Here is a 13,804-nt window from a genome sequence, read left to right on the forward strand (position 1 = left end):
ATCGACCCGGCAACCGGGGCAATTGGGCGAGGCTGGGGAAAACGACTGGCGCGCGTGCGCAAACTCGGGAATAAAACTAGAGCTACCGCCCTCAGTTCCCACCGCAGAGGTCTCATCACATGCTGCGCGCTCGGCTCGCGTCGCGCGGGTTCGCGGCGATTGCCCTGTTCGGGTTGATCGTTGCGTCCGCCGGCCCCCTTTCGGCCCAACCCGCAAATAAAAAGGTGCTCACGTTCGCGGAGTACGACATCTGGCGCGCGGCGAGCAGCGTGACGCTCTCGCGCGACGGACAGTTCGTCGCGTACCTCGTTGGTGCGGAGAACGCGGACGGCGAAGCGGTGGTGCGACACGTGAGCACCGGAAGGGAGTACCGGTTCCCGCGCGGCGTCGCGAGCGGAACCCCGGTGCTCGGCACGTCCTCGCGCTTCACCCCCAACGGCAAAAAGGTGCTGCTGCCGCTCACGCCCACAAAGGCGGCTCTCGATAAGGCGAAATCCGACAAACTGAAGACGGACGAGTACCCGAAAGCCACGATCGCGATCATCGATCTGGCGAGCGGGAAGGAACTGGATCGCATCACGGGAAGCGGTTCGTTCCAGATCGGCGGCGAGGGCGACGGGTTCCTCATCTACCGCAAGCCGACCACGCCCGAACCGGGCAAGACCGAGGCGAAAGAACCCATCACTCCTCCGGCCAAAGGTAAGGGTAAGGGACCGCTCCCGGCTCCCGGCGGCGCGACCGCGGGGCCGTCGCGCACCTACGGGTCCGACCTGTTCATCCGCGACCTCTCCGGCACTACCGATCGCACGATCACCGAAGTGAGCGAGTACAGCCTCTCGGCCGACGAGCAGACGCTGGTGTACACCGTGTCGTCGCGCAAGGACGAGAAGAACGGCGTGTACACGCTGAACCCGAAATTCGGCACCGGCGGATCGCCGCTGAAGGTCGGCCCGGGTCGGTACACGAACCTGATCTGGGACGAGAAGCAAACCAAGCTCGCGTTCTTCTTCGACGACAGTCAGATTCCGTCCGCGGCGCTCGCTCCGCCGCCACACCCGGCCGGTTCGTCGGTGGGAACTCCGATCACAACGACCCCGAGCACACCCACGCCCCCGCGCTACCGCGTGTTCGTGTGGGACCGCGCGGCGAAGACCGAACCGAAGCCGATCACGCGCCTACCACTCGGTGCGATCGGCGGGTTCGGCGCAATCACGGCGACCGCGGTCGCGACCCACGCTCCGGCCCCGGCCGCGCTCAATGAGGTTCTCGGACCCGATACGCCCGGCATCAAGAAGGGCTGGACGATCTCGGGCAACACGCTGAGCTTCTCGCAAGACGGCACGAAGCTCTACGTCGCCACCGCGCCCGAACGCGCCCCGCAACCGACCACCCCGCCGACCGATGACATCCAGCTCGACATCTGGCACTGGAAGGACGCGAACATCCAGCCGATGCAGAAACTGCGCGCGGCGCAGGACCGGAACCGCACGTTCGGCGCGGTCATGCTCCTCGACACCAAGCAGTTCCGCCAGCTCTCGGACGACGAGGTGACCGTGCAACAGGCCGCGGTCGGCGACTGGGCCATGAGCACCGACGACCGGAAGTACAAGCACACCACCGGGTACGCCTTCCCGGTGGCCAACGACTACGCGCTCGTGAACGTGCGGTCGGGAGCCAAGTTGCCGGTCGCGACCGCGAGCACGGCGAACTTCGCCCTCGCCCCGAACGGGAAATACCTACTATCGTTCAACGGCAAGGACTGGTCCACCGTCTCCGTTCCGGACGGCAAGAAGGTGAACCTGACGGAAAAGCTCGCGGTGAAGTTCTTCGACGAGGAACACGACTCGCCGAGCGACCCGCCGCCCTACGGCGCGGCGCAGTGGACCTCGGACGGCAAGTTCGTCCTGCTGAGCGACCGGTACGACATCTGGAAGATCGCCGCCGACGGGTCCGGCGCGGAGAACCTCACGAAAGTGGGCCGCACACAGGGTCTGCGGTTCACGCTCCTGCGCCCGCGCAGTCCGGACGATCGCAGCCCGCTCGAGCGCACGGTGGATCTAAGCAAGCCCCACCTGCTCGGTACAGAGAATCTCCGCACCTACGACACCGGGTTCTACCGGCTCGAACCGGGCGCGGAACCGCGACTGTTGTTGATGGGCGGCCGCAGCTACGGCAACCCGATCAAGGCGAAGGACGCGGACGTGTACCTCCTCACGGTGCAGACGTTCTCGCAGTACCCGGACTACTACGTCACTTCGCCGGACTTCAACGAACTGACCCGCGTGACGGACATCAACCCGCACGTGAAGAACTACAACTGGGGCCGGGCGGAACAGGTCCGGTACACCAGCACGGACGGCGCCCCGCTCACCGGCATCCTCGTCAAGCCGGAGAACTTCGACCCGTCGAAGAAGTACCCGATGGTGGTGTACATCTACGAGCGACTGTCAGAGAACCTGCACCAGTTCCGCGTGCCCAACGTGACACGGGGCCAGGTCGTTAACCCGACGTTCTACGCGAGCAACGGGTATCTCGTGCTGATGCCGGACATCGCGTACAAGATCGGGTACCCCGGCCCGAGCGCGATCAAATGCGTGCTGCCCGCGATCCAGGCCGTGGTCGATAAAGGGTTCGTGGACGAAAAGGCGATCGGCATCAACGGCCAGTCGTGGGGCGGGTACCAGATCGCGTACATGGTCACCCAAACGAACCGCTTCAAGGCGGCGGTGGCCGGGGCGCCGGTGTCCAACATGGTGAGCGCCTACGACGGCATCCGCTGGGGCACCGGTTTGCCGCGCCAGTTCCAGTACGAGAAGACGCAGAGCCGCATCGGGGCGACGCTGTGGGAAACGCCGATGCGCTACATCGAGAACTCGCCGGTCTTCATGGCGGACCGGGTGCAGACGCCGCTCCTGATGATCCACAACGACCAGGACGACGCGGTGCCGTGGTACCAGGGGATCGAGTACTTCCTGGCCCTCCGGCGCCTCGGCAAAGAGGCTTATTTGCTGAACTACAACGGCGAGCCGCACAACCTCGCGAAGAAGCCGGCCGCGCGCGACTTCGCCATGCGGATGTTTCAGTTCTTCGAGCACCACTTGAAGAACAAGCCCGCGCCCGAGTGGATGGAAAAGGGCGTGCCGTACATCGACCGCGAAAAGGAAAAGGAACAGTGGCGCAAGCAGTACGGCCTGCGGGACGACCGGTACGAGCGCTGAGTTCGACGCTCTCGTAACGAGCCGCGACCGCAAGTGGTCGGTCGCGGCTCATCACGTCCGGGGCTGCCCTCCGCCCTCGGACCACTTCCCATCACCCCGCGGAGACGCGAAATCACGCTCTGGTCTGATCCGCGTTATCAGCGTTATCCGCGGCTCTGACTCTCGCGCCCTTGGATCGCAGCCCGTTCGCCCGCAACGACGCTCTTGAAATGAGATCCACCAAACGTTCGGGGCCGGGAGACGCACTTAGCATCTCCCGGCCCCTGAACGTTTCTCAGTACGCGCTAACAATTTAGCGGAAACCCGCGAGGCTGCTGTGAGCGTTCCCACTATCGCGGATCTGCTTCACGCTCACCGGGGCCGACGGCTTCAAGCCGGGCCGTGCGTAGTACACCATCACCTGCGACAACTCCGTGTCCGCCGGGAGGCGGTGCTGCGGGGTGATCGCGCGGCCGGACATTTCGCCGGGCATCCGCACCATCCAGCGGTCGTTCCCGGGCAGGTCGTACAGCGTGAGGGTACGGGTCTGTTCGTCGTAGTTAATGCGGTCCGCATCGGGCGGCGGGAGTTTCGGTCGGTTCGTCACCCACGCCGGATCGTTCGGCCCGCTAGCCGAGGTCTGCACGGCGTCCGCGCCGGGCGGAGTAGCAGAACCGCACCCGAACAGCGCAACCGGGAACGACACGAGCACAAAAGCCCGTGCGCGCCGCCCCCATGCCGCGCGGCAAATGGCGTTGCTCGATGAGAGCGACTTGAACGCGGTCATGATACCCCTCCTCCTTACAGGGCGGCTTTCGTGTTGGGTGCTTAAACTTACGCGCCATCCTTGGAAGGATACCGGCGAGGTACGGCATCCAAACAGCGACCGCGGAAATCTCCGCATACTTGAAACGTAGCACCGGGACTTGTCAAGCGGAAGGTGCGTGGGCGAAAATGTGATGGGGCCGACGGCCCCAATTCGCGCCGCGTTCGTTGTATTCCGAATATTTTCGTGCTTGCGTGGTGTACGAACACCACGGCTATCGTCTCATTTCGCTTTACTTGATGATCTCGACCATCTTCTCCGTTGTCGTCGGTCGATCCCCGAGGCTGTCCGCGCTCATGCGAACACGGAACTCAGCCTGATCCGCCTTCATCCCCTTGAATGTAAGCGTGTACGTCGCCTTTCCGTTACTGGGAACGGACTCCGCGTTGAACTGAACGAGGTTACCCTCGACGCGGACGCTCGGTGTGGTCTGTACCACGCTCACATTGTCCGGAACCTCGATCTGAACCCGCACGTTGCGCCCCGCTTCGTTCCCGGTGTTCTTCACCTCCACCGTGAGAACACCCTGCTTGCCGACCTGCACCGTTAGCGAGTCGAACTTCGTTTCCGACACGAGCGCCGCCGTCCCCGCGAATGTCGTCGCGACTTCCTGCGAGGCCCGCGTACCGCGGGAATCCGATACCTGACTCGTCACCGTGCGCCGACCGGTCGTGCTCGCCTTCAATTCGTACCGGAACGTCTGAGCTTCACCGGGCTCCAACCGCGGAACCTGCCACATGATGGAGTCGCGAGAGATTTGGCCGCCGTCAGTCTTCTTGGTCGGTCGGCAGCCTGCGGGGAGCGTACCCGTGACTCTCAAAGCGGTGCTCGGGAGCGTGCCGGTGTTCCGCACCAGGATCTCGTACTTCGCGGGCGAGCCCGCGTCCACCACGCCGTCCGGCCCCGTGAATTTCAGGCTCAGCCCCGGTACGAGTACCTTCGTTTGGGCCTCGGCGGTCTGGTCCTTGTGGAGCTTCGGCCCGGTCACGCTCGTAAGCGTGTAGATTTCTTTCGCCTCGCGCGGGGTGACTCGGTACTCGATCACCTTCCGCTCGCCGGGTTGAAGCCGGGCGATCTCCCACACCCACTGCTGCGTACCCGTATCCTTCTCGGTTTGCTGCCCGCGCTTTCCCCCAGCGGTGATCGGTTCGACCTCGGCCGACGCGGGCACGTTTTCCAGCACGCGGATGTGATCGGCCGGCACTTTCGCCAGGTTCTCAACCAGCACGCGGACGTTGTACGTCTCGTCGCGCACGGTCTGCTTCGGCGCGGCCTTCGTCACCTTCACCGTGGGTTTACCGATCTTCGTCGTAACCGATTGGCCGTGTTCGTACTTCACGTAAGCGAGGTTGTTCAGTTCGGTCACGCCCGCTTTTGGGCGCAGAACGAGTTCGATGGTCTTGGACGCGCCCGCTTTGAGCGTACCGAGGGACCAAACAAGTTGCGGCTTTCGCGAATTCCCCTGTGGTGACAGGCCACCCGGCTGCACGTCGCTAGTCGCCTTCCCCCCAGTTGGTCCATCGACCGGCGGTTCGGCCCTGACCATGTCAGCGTCCGGCGAGAGCGGGTTGCGCACGGTCACGGAATGTGCGTCCGCGGCTGACACGTTCTGCACCACGATGACGTACTTGAGATCCTCGCCGGGTACCGCGTCGGCGGGCACGCGCACGCGGATCGTGACAACGGGGTACGCCGGATCATTCACAGATGCGGCAACACCGGTTAATTGCCCCGGTGAACCGCCGGGCACGCGCTGCTGGAACTGCGCCTGCTCCACGTTGGAATCGGTGGGAACCACAAGTGGCGGAAACACTTCCGGCTTGGGAGCGGGTGCTTCGGGCAAGTTGTAGTACGTGAGCTGTGATTGCTGCGGCTTCTGTGCGGATGCGGCGAGTGAGACGAAAGCCCATACCGCGACGACCGCCGCTCCGCCGCCCGCTGCCGCCCGGATGTGCTTCCACCGACTCATGATGCCCCTCCGCGCCGTACCGGTCCGACCGGTTCGCGGTGGGGGTATAGCGTTTCGCGGGAATCTGCGAAAGATCAGTCGGCGCGGGCGACAGGGAGGTAGCAAAACGGCGCGAGTTCTGGCAAAATGCGTGCAATACGCACGGACAGAATATTTTGGACCGAGGCACAATATCTCCCCGCCGCGAGCGAATTGCGCATGTAGGTAGAAGGGCGATTCCCCGAACCGCGAGTTCCCCATGAGCGTCGCCGAAGAACTGGACAAACTCAAAAAGATGCGCGACGACAGGACCATCACCGAGGAGCAGTACGAGCGCGCCGTGGCCGAACTCGACGCGGAGCGCGACGAAGCACGGGTCCGCGGTCGCCGGCGCGACCGAGACGATTACGATGACGAGGAATGCGAGTACCGACGCCCGCGCCGGCGCGACTACGACGACGAGTACGAAGAGGAGTTGTCGCCGCGCGAACTGGAAAAGAAGGGGCGCGAGTGGGGGCTGTTCCTGCACCTCTCGCTGTTCGCGGGGCACATCATTCCGTTCGGCGGAATCATCGTGCCCATCATCATCTGGCAGACGAAAAAGGACGAACTACCGAAGCTCGATCAGCACGGCAAGAACGCGGTGAACTGGATCATTTCGTCCGTCCTTTACTTGCTGATTTGCATCCCGCTCGCGTTCGTGATCGTCGGCATCCCGCTCCTCATCGCGCTCGGCGTGCTGAACGTCGTGTTCCCGATCATCGCCGCGGTGCGAGCGAACGAGGGGCGCGTGTGGAGGTACCCGCTCGCGATTTCGTTCCTGTCGTGACCGGCCTCACACGTGTTCCGGGAGGCGCTGTAATTCCGCGAACGCGGCCACGGTCTGCTCGGGCGTGTGGTTGAACACGACGCGCCCGGCCGTGTGCCAGTTCCCCTGGTGGAAGCTGAACACCGCGGTCGCGGGGCGCGGATCACGGGCCGCGGGCACCTCCGCCATCTCGCCGTCTTCCAGCGGCTCGAACTGTACCAATACCGGCACGAGCGCCACGATTCCGCCGGTCGCGGTGTCGCGGACCAGGACCGCGTCGCCGGTGATGTCGCACCGCACCCACCGCAGCCCGCGCGGCAGCCCCGACACACTGGCCGCCTTCACCAACTGCTCCTCGAACCGCTCGTGCTGGAGCCGGAACAGTTCGCGACAGCGCTCGACGTGAACCACCCGGCCGAGGTGCCACAACCACCGCGCGACGAGCGCGAGCAGGACGAGCACCGCCACGCCGCCGGTGAACCACCACCCCAAACTCCCCATCGGCGCTACCTCGCGAAGATCCCGATGCGGTCGCGACGCAAAAGCGGAATGGCGCGCAGCACCCGCTCCGGTTGTCCGGACTGGTGGCTCACCGTAAACGGTTCCCCCGTCACGATCTGCTCCGCCGTGAGTCCGCTCTGGGCCTGGGCCGCGATACCGCCGTAGTGCTCCGCGATCACGGACCCGTTCTTCATTCCGATGCCCGTATTGCCCGGAAACGCGAGCGCGGACGCGACGCACAGCGCGACCGGCACCCACTTGCGGCCGAGCTTCACCCACACGAGGTACGTTGCGGCGAGCAGCGGCCACGACAACAGTGAGTACCGCGACCACAGCCCCATTTCGTCCCCGCCCGGGAACCCGGCACGCCCCAATCCGATCGCGAGCGCCACACCGGTTACCCCCGCGGCAACCGCAATTAACCCCGCGATCGACAGGCGCGCGCGCGGCTCCTTCCACTGTGGCACGAGCACCGCGAGCGTGAGCACACCGACCACGAGCACCCCACCCGCCCCGGCCCACCAAACACCACTCAATCCCACACCGAACGACATCGCGAGGACTTCCCCAGTGACGCTCCCCACCGCGATCGGGTCCGTACTCAGGGGCGGGTGAAGGGGCGGTTTGTGGTAATCCTGGAAGTACACGCCGAGGTACGCGAGCGGCAGCACCGCGAGAACCAACAGGAGCACGGCGCGCCCCTTCGATCCCCCGCGCCACACGCTCACCGCGACGAACGCGATCCACGCGCTCACGGGCGGAACAACCACCAACCCCGAACCGCCCGTCAGAGCGAGTAACAAGAGGCACGCGCCCGCTATCGCCCCCGACCGAAATGCATTCTCGCGCGTGATTCGCAGAGCAACAACAACGAGAGCCGTTGCGAACACCGCGAACATCGCGAAACAGACCTGGTACCCCATCACGAAGTTTTCCCAGTGCCCGATGTGTAACAGCGAGATGGGAAAGAAGACGTCCGCCCAGTGGGGCTTGCCGCGTAACTTATCGGCCAGGCGCATGAGAACGAGCGCAAGTGCCGACAGCATTGCGACCTGCAACACCATTCCGGTGCGGAAGTCGTGCGTGAGCCTGAAGTACGTGAGCACCACCACCCGCGGGAGCAGCATCCGGTGCTCGTTGTGCTGCTGCCACAACCACGGCCCGGCCGGTTCGTCACCCAAAAGCGCCGGGACGAATTCCCACTCGTCGGCGTAGGGAGCGTTCGTGCCGATAAAGGCCACGAACGCGAACGCGCCGAGCGTCATGACGGCCCACACTGCGACGAGCGCGCGCCGGAGCGAACCGAACGTTGCGCTTGTCGCTGGGGGGGGCGGCGTGTAAGTTTGTGTCATCGCATCCGTATTCGGAAGTGCATCTTTCTAGGAGCAGTATATGGTCGAGCGGCGAATCGAATTGGACCGGCGCTACGGGCGCAAGAAGAAGATGAAGAAGCTCAAGGCGAAGCTGGAAACCGCGACCGGCGAAGCGCGAGACAAGGTTCTCTACAAGATCAAGCGCCTCAGCCCGTTCTGGACCGAACCGCCGAAGCCCGAAGGCAAGTAATAAAATAGCGAAGCATTTCGCAACGGGCGGTGAGGCACATAAGTCTCACCGCCCGTTCGCTTTTCAGGCCCGGAGCCGTTCCAAATCCTGCCAGAACCCCGGATACGTCTTCGCGACGCAGCCCGGGTTGCGAATCACCACTCCCGGCACCCTCAACCCGACCAGTGCCAGGCTCATCGCCATCCGGTGATCGTTGTAGGTGTCTACCGCGCAACCCTTTAGTGCTCGCGGCACGATCGTCAGCCCATCGTCACGTTCTTCGACTTCCGCGCCGAGTTTGCGCAGTTCCGTCGCGAGTGCGGCGATGCGGTCCGTTTCCTTGTGGCGAATGTGCCCGACGTTGCGGATCGTGGTCGCCCCCTCCGCGAAGCACGCGACCGCCCCGAGCGTCATTACTGTGTCGCTGATGTCGTTCATATCGACATCGACACCCCGTAAGTGCCCGCCGTGAACCGTGATGCCGTTGTCGCTCTCTTCGATCCGGCAGCCCATCTGTGCGAGCACATCGACGAACCGCACGTCCCCTTGGAGCGACTTGCGATTCAACCCCGTAACCGTGACCCGACCGCCCGCAACCGCAGCCGCGGCCCAGAAATACGACGCCGCCGAAGCGTCGGGCTCGATGGCGTATTCTTTCACACTTCGGTGCGGACCGGGAGTCGTTTGGAACACGCCGGCGGACGGGCGTGACATGTTCCCGACCCACTCGTCGACCATCTGCTCCGTCATCACGACGTAAGGCTCAGAGACGAGTCCCCCCTCGACCCGAATGGTAACCGGGCGCGAAGCGAAAGCGGCGGCCATCATCAGTCCGCTGAGGTACTGGCTACTGGTCGTTCCGCGGACCGTGACTTCGCTTCCACGCCAACCAGTCGTTTCGATCACAACCGGGGGGCACCCGTTGCCGCCCTCACTGTGGGCGTTGACGCCGAGTTGCCTGAGTGACTCCAAGAGGTCTTCGAGCGGTCGCTCGCGCATCCGCGGAACACCGTCGAACCGGTAGCGCCCTTCGCCGAGGCTCACCATCGCGGTGAGAAAGCGCACGGTCGTACCGGAATTCGCCACGAACAAATCCGCCGCGTTCGCCGGGATGAGACGTGCGGAATCGCTCGTGACGGTCACCGTGTTTTTCGACCAATCCACGCTGACCTGGAACCCGAGCCGGCGAAGGCACTCGATCATGACCTCGGTGTCTTCGCTCCGGAGAACACCGCGGAGCGTGGGCTTCTGGTTAACAGCCAGCGCCGCGAGGGCCAGCGCGCGGTTGGTGATGCTCTTGCTGCCCGGGACGGTCACGGCCGCGTTGACGGGCTTCGTGAGCGGAGCGATTTCGAGTTCGGCGGGGTAAGTCACGTCGGACATGGGTGGTACGTTACACGCATGAGGAAGAGGCCTTCGGGCGGCGCGGTGGGGCCGGCGAGCCGGCGGTCCATCGCCCGGAGCACGTCGGCGATCTGCGTTTCGGGCCAGAACCCGCGCCCGACCTGCACCAGACTGCCCGCGATCGCCCGGACCATGTTATAGAGGAAGCCGTTCGCCTCCACGTCGATCCAGATGCACTCGCCGAACCGGTTCACACTCAGGTGCGTGATGGTGCGCACGCTCGTGAGGCGGTTCGGCCACTCCGTCTCGAAACAACGAAAGTCGTGGCGCCCGACCAGGCACCGCCCGGCGCGCGCCATAATTTCCGCATCGAGGTTCTGTCGAACGAACCAGGCGTATTTCCGCAAGAACGGGTCTTGCTGCCGCCCGTCCTGAACGACGTAGCGGTACATCTTCCGCACGGCGTCTTTGTTCGCGCAGAAGCTTTGAGGCGCCTCGACGACCTCCCGAATATTCACATCGTTCGGGAGCTTCGAGTTGATCGCTTTGAGAAGCGTCTCACAGCTTAACCGCGACGCGGTGTAAACGTTGGCGACTTGCCCGACGGCGTGGACGCCGGAGTCCGTGCGTCCGCTACAGTTCACGCGCACGCGGCTCTCGCGGGTGATTTCGCCGATGGCCTTCTCAATCGTCTCCTGCACCGTGCGCTGACCGGGCTGCGTCTGCCAGCCGAAGAAATCCGTCCCGTCGTAGCGGATGGTGAGTTTGAGGTTGCGCATGGGTTCGGGCGAACCCCGCCCGCAAGGTCGGCGGGTGCTATTTCGCGGCCACCCCCGCCCTTGCGGGCGGGGTTCACTGTTGCAGGTAGGGGCACCAAATCACTTCACGATGCCGCGCTTGACGAGTTCCTCCGCGCACTGCACGGCGTTGCTCGCCGCGCCTTTGCGGAGGTTGTCGGCCACGACCCACAGGCACAGGGCGTTCGGGTTGCTCGGATCCTGGCGCACGCGGCCGACGAACGTGTGGTCACTCCCCTCCGCGTGGATCGGCTGCGGGAACTCGCCCTTCACGTCGTCCATGAACACCACGCCGGGGGCTTTGGCGAGCGCGGCCCGCGCGTCGGCGACCGAGATCGGGCGTGCGAACTCGACCGTGACCGCCTCGCTGTGCGCGACCTTCACCGGCACGCGGACGCACGTCGGGCTCACGCCGATGGTCGCGTCACCCAGGATCTTCTTCGTTTCGTTGATGACCTTATTCTCTTCTTCCGTGAAACCGTTCGGGTCTAGCGTCCAGTCCAGCGTGATGACGTTCCCCGCGAGCTGGGCGCGGTGGGCCGTCGGCGCCGGCACGGGCTTACCCGCGGCCCACGCGCTCACTTGCGCGTTGAAGTCCACCAGCCCCTTCGCGCCCTTGCCCGAGGACGACTGGTAGGTCGCCACCACGATGCGCTTCACCGGCGAAATATCGTGCAGCGGCTTGAGCGCCACGCACAGCGGGATCGCGACGCAGTTCGGGTTCGCGACGATGCCCTTCTTGATGTGGTGGAGCTGGTCCGCGTTCACCTCCGGCACCACGAGCGGGCAGTCCGGGTCCATGCGCCACGCGGAGGAGTTGTCCACCACGATCGCACCGGCCTTGGCCGCGATCGGCGAAAACTCCTTGCTCACCGAACCGGGGGTGCTGCTGAGCACGATCTGCACGCCCGCGAACGCCTCGGCGCGGATCGGCTCGACGGTGTACTGTTTCCCCGCGAACTCGACGGGTTTACCAGCGCTTTTCTCGGAAGCCAGGAATTTGATCGACTTGATCGGGAAGCTGCGCTCCACGAGCACCTTCCGGATCAGATCGCCCACGGCACCCGTCGCACCGACAACCGCCACGTTCACGGCCACAGTAGCACCTCTTATTGGAGATTCGGACGGAACATTCCGCCCACAGATAACAATACAAATTCTCGTTGTTAAGGAAATCGCAACACGCCGGTCCGCGGCCACAAACGCCGGCCGTGCCGCGGCGAAGAGAATACATTGTTCTTCGCGCCTCACTGCGGGCCGTCGTTCAAATTGCACCGGGCCGAGCGCCCGTGAGTCCTCCCACCCCAGCGCCTTCATGCGAATCGCCATCGGCGGGTTCATGCACGAGTCGAACACCTTCGCTCCGCTCCCGACGGACCTCCGGCGGTTCCGCGACGGCAGCCTCACCTACGGTGATCCGACGGTCCCCGTCTGGCAGGACGCGCACCACGAAGTGGGCGGGTTCATCGAGGGCGCGGGTAAATTCGGGTACGACCTCGCCCCGGTCGCAATGGCCTGGGCGACCCCAGCGGGTCCGGTGACCGACGAGTTCTTCGACCACTTCACGGACGCACTGGCAACGGGGTGCAAGCTCGCCCGAGCCGACGGCGTGCTGCTCGCACTTCACGGCGCAATGGTCACGCCCAAGCACCCGGACGCGGACGCGGAAGTGCTGCGCCGAATTCGGGCCGCGCTCGGGCCGAACGTGCCGATCGCGGTGACGCTCGACTTCCACGGGAACGTTTCGCCGCAAATGGCCGAAACCGCGAACATCCTGATCGGCTACCAGACGTACCCGCACGTCGACCAGCGGCAGCGCGGGCTGATCGCGGCGCAGTTGCTCGCGCGGGCCGTGAAGGGCGAGGTGCGCCCGGTGTGCCACGTCGCCAAGCCGCCGATGCTCCTGAACCTGCTGGGGCAGGACACGAGCCGCGAGCCGATGGCCGGCCTCATGCGCACGGCGCGCGAGATGGAGCAACAGCCCGGAATCCTCTCGGTGAGCCTGATGGCCGGCTTCCCCTACGCGGACGTGCCCGACATGGGCGCGAGCGTGATCGTGGTCGCCGACGGGAACCGCACGCACGCGAAGGCCGCGGCCGACGAACTCGCGAACGCGATGTGGTCCGTGCGCGAACAACTGAACGTCCCGTGCCCGCGCCCGGAAGCGGCCGTTCATATGGCGCTCACGAGCACGAAATTGCCGGCCCTACTCGTCGACCTCGGCGACAACATTGGTGGCGGCTCCGCCGGTGACGGCACTGTGCTGCTCGCGGAGCTTCTGAAGCAGCACGCGAAGGGGTTCGTGGTCGTGATTCACGCGCCCGCTGCCGTCGAGCAAGCCAAAAGCGCTGGGGTCGGCGGGACGGTCGACGTGACCGTCGGCGGCTCGACGGGGGTACTGCACGGCGAGCCGGTCCGCGTGCGCGGGATGGTGCGGTCGCTCCACGAGGGGAAGTGGACGGAGGTCGAACCGCGGCACGGCGGGCGCCGGCAGAACGATCAGGGGCACACCGCCGTCATCGACCTCGCCGACGGCAACCAGCTCGTGCTGAACTCGCTCCGCATGCCGCCCTTCAGCCTCGGGCAGCTCACGAGCATCGGCATCGACCCGAAGCAGGCGCGCGTGATTGTCGTGAAGGCCGCGGTCGCGTACAAGGCGGCGTATGAGCCGATCGGCGGCGAGATCATCGAAGTGGACACGCCCGGTCTGACCGCGATCAACGCGGCCCGGTTCGAGTACAAGCGCATCCGCCGACCGATGTATCCGCTCGATTAATGGCGCCGCGGTCGCACTCGTTGGGGTGGGGCACAGAAGTTGCCTCACTCTTCCGGCAATATTTG

At 64.9% G+C, this 13,804-nt stretch carries 11 protein-coding genes; 4 read left to right on the forward strand and 7 right to left on the reverse strand.

Annotation, left to right across the window (positions count from 1 at the left end):
- Positions 1-119 precede the first annotated feature (119 nt).
- Entirely contained in the window at positions 120-3,218 is a 3,099-nt protein-coding gene (locus VT84_RS31265; protein WP_082842282.1) for an alpha/beta hydrolase family protein, read from the forward strand.
- 292 nt (positions 3,219-3,510) lie between these two features.
- Here VT84_RS31265 and VT84_RS31270 read toward each other — a convergent pair whose 3' ends face one another.
- Together VT84_RS31270 and VT84_RS31275 are read right to left on the reverse strand one after the other, a co-directional pair.
- Positions 3,511-3,984: a hypothetical protein gene (locus tag VT84_RS31270; protein ID WP_052557164.1), complete on the reverse strand. Its 474-nt coding sequence runs from the start codon at positions 3,982-3,984 to the stop codon at positions 3,511-3,513.
- 271 nt (positions 3,985-4,255) lie between these two features.
- A complete protein-coding gene (locus VT84_RS31275) occupies positions 4,256-5,992 on the reverse strand; it encodes a DUF11 domain-containing protein (RefSeq protein WP_162271901.1) in 1,737 nt (578 codons plus the stop codon).
- A gap of 238 nt (positions 5,993-6,230) precedes the next feature.
- Between VT84_RS31275 and VT84_RS31280 the strand changes: the two genes are divergently transcribed.
- Positions 6,231-6,800: a DUF4870 domain-containing protein gene (locus VT84_RS31280; RefSeq protein WP_204249670.1), complete on the forward strand. Its 570-nt coding sequence runs from the start codon at positions 6,231-6,233 to the stop codon at positions 6,798-6,800.
- A gap of 6 nt (positions 6,801-6,806) precedes the next feature.
- Here the strand turns inward: VT84_RS31280 and VT84_RS31285 are convergent, their stop codons facing one another.
- A complete protein-coding gene (locus VT84_RS31285; RefSeq protein ID WP_052557167.1) occupies positions 6,807-7,280 on the reverse strand; it encodes a hypothetical protein in 474 nt (157 codons plus the stop codon).
- 5 nt (positions 7,281-7,285) lie between these two features.
- Positions 7,286-8,632, reverse strand: coding sequence for a hypothetical protein (locus tag VT84_RS31290; protein WP_082842284.1), 1,347 nt, complete (start codon positions 8,630-8,632; stop codon positions 7,286-7,288).
- 40 nt (positions 8,633-8,672) lie between these two features.
- On the opposite strand from VT84_RS31290, the gene VT84_RS40335 reads away from it, so the two are divergent.
- Complete coding sequence (locus VT84_RS40335; RefSeq protein WP_174265989.1) at positions 8,673-8,843, forward strand: DUF6800 family protein; 171 nt, start codon at positions 8,673-8,675, stop codon at positions 8,841-8,843.
- A 63-nt stretch (positions 8,844-8,906) separates the two neighbouring features.
- Here VT84_RS40335 and aroA read toward each other — a convergent pair whose 3' ends face one another.
- The 3 genes from aroA to VT84_RS31305 form a co-directional block, all read right to left on the reverse strand.
- Positions 8,907-10,205, reverse strand: coding sequence for a 3-phosphoshikimate 1-carboxyvinyltransferase (gene aroA / locus VT84_RS31295; protein ID WP_082842285.1), 1,299 nt, complete (start codon positions 10,203-10,205; stop codon positions 8,907-8,909).
- Entirely contained in the window at positions 10,193-10,945 is a 753-nt protein-coding gene (gene truA, locus VT84_RS31300; protein WP_082842286.1) for a tRNA pseudouridine(38-40) synthase TruA, read from the reverse strand. Before truA ends, aroA begins: the two co-directional genes overlap by 13 nt.
- A gap of 99 nt (positions 10,946-11,044) precedes the next feature.
- A complete protein-coding gene (locus VT84_RS31305; protein WP_082843458.1) occupies positions 11,045-12,055 on the reverse strand; it encodes an aspartate-semialdehyde dehydrogenase in 1,011 nt (336 codons plus the stop codon).
- A 223-nt stretch (positions 12,056-12,278) separates the two neighbouring features.
- On the opposite strand from VT84_RS31305, the gene VT84_RS31310 reads away from it, so the two are divergent.
- Entirely contained in the window at positions 12,279-13,739 is a 1,461-nt protein-coding gene (locus VT84_RS31310) for a M81 family metallopeptidase (protein ID WP_082842287.1), read from the forward strand.
- The last annotated feature ends 65 nt before the right edge of the window (positions 13,740-13,804 follow it).

The sequence above is a fragment of the Gemmata sp. SH-PL17 genome, from assembly GCF_001610855.1.
Classification (GTDB): Bacteria; Planctomycetota; Planctomycetia; order Gemmatales; family Gemmataceae; genus Gemmata; species Gemmata massiliana.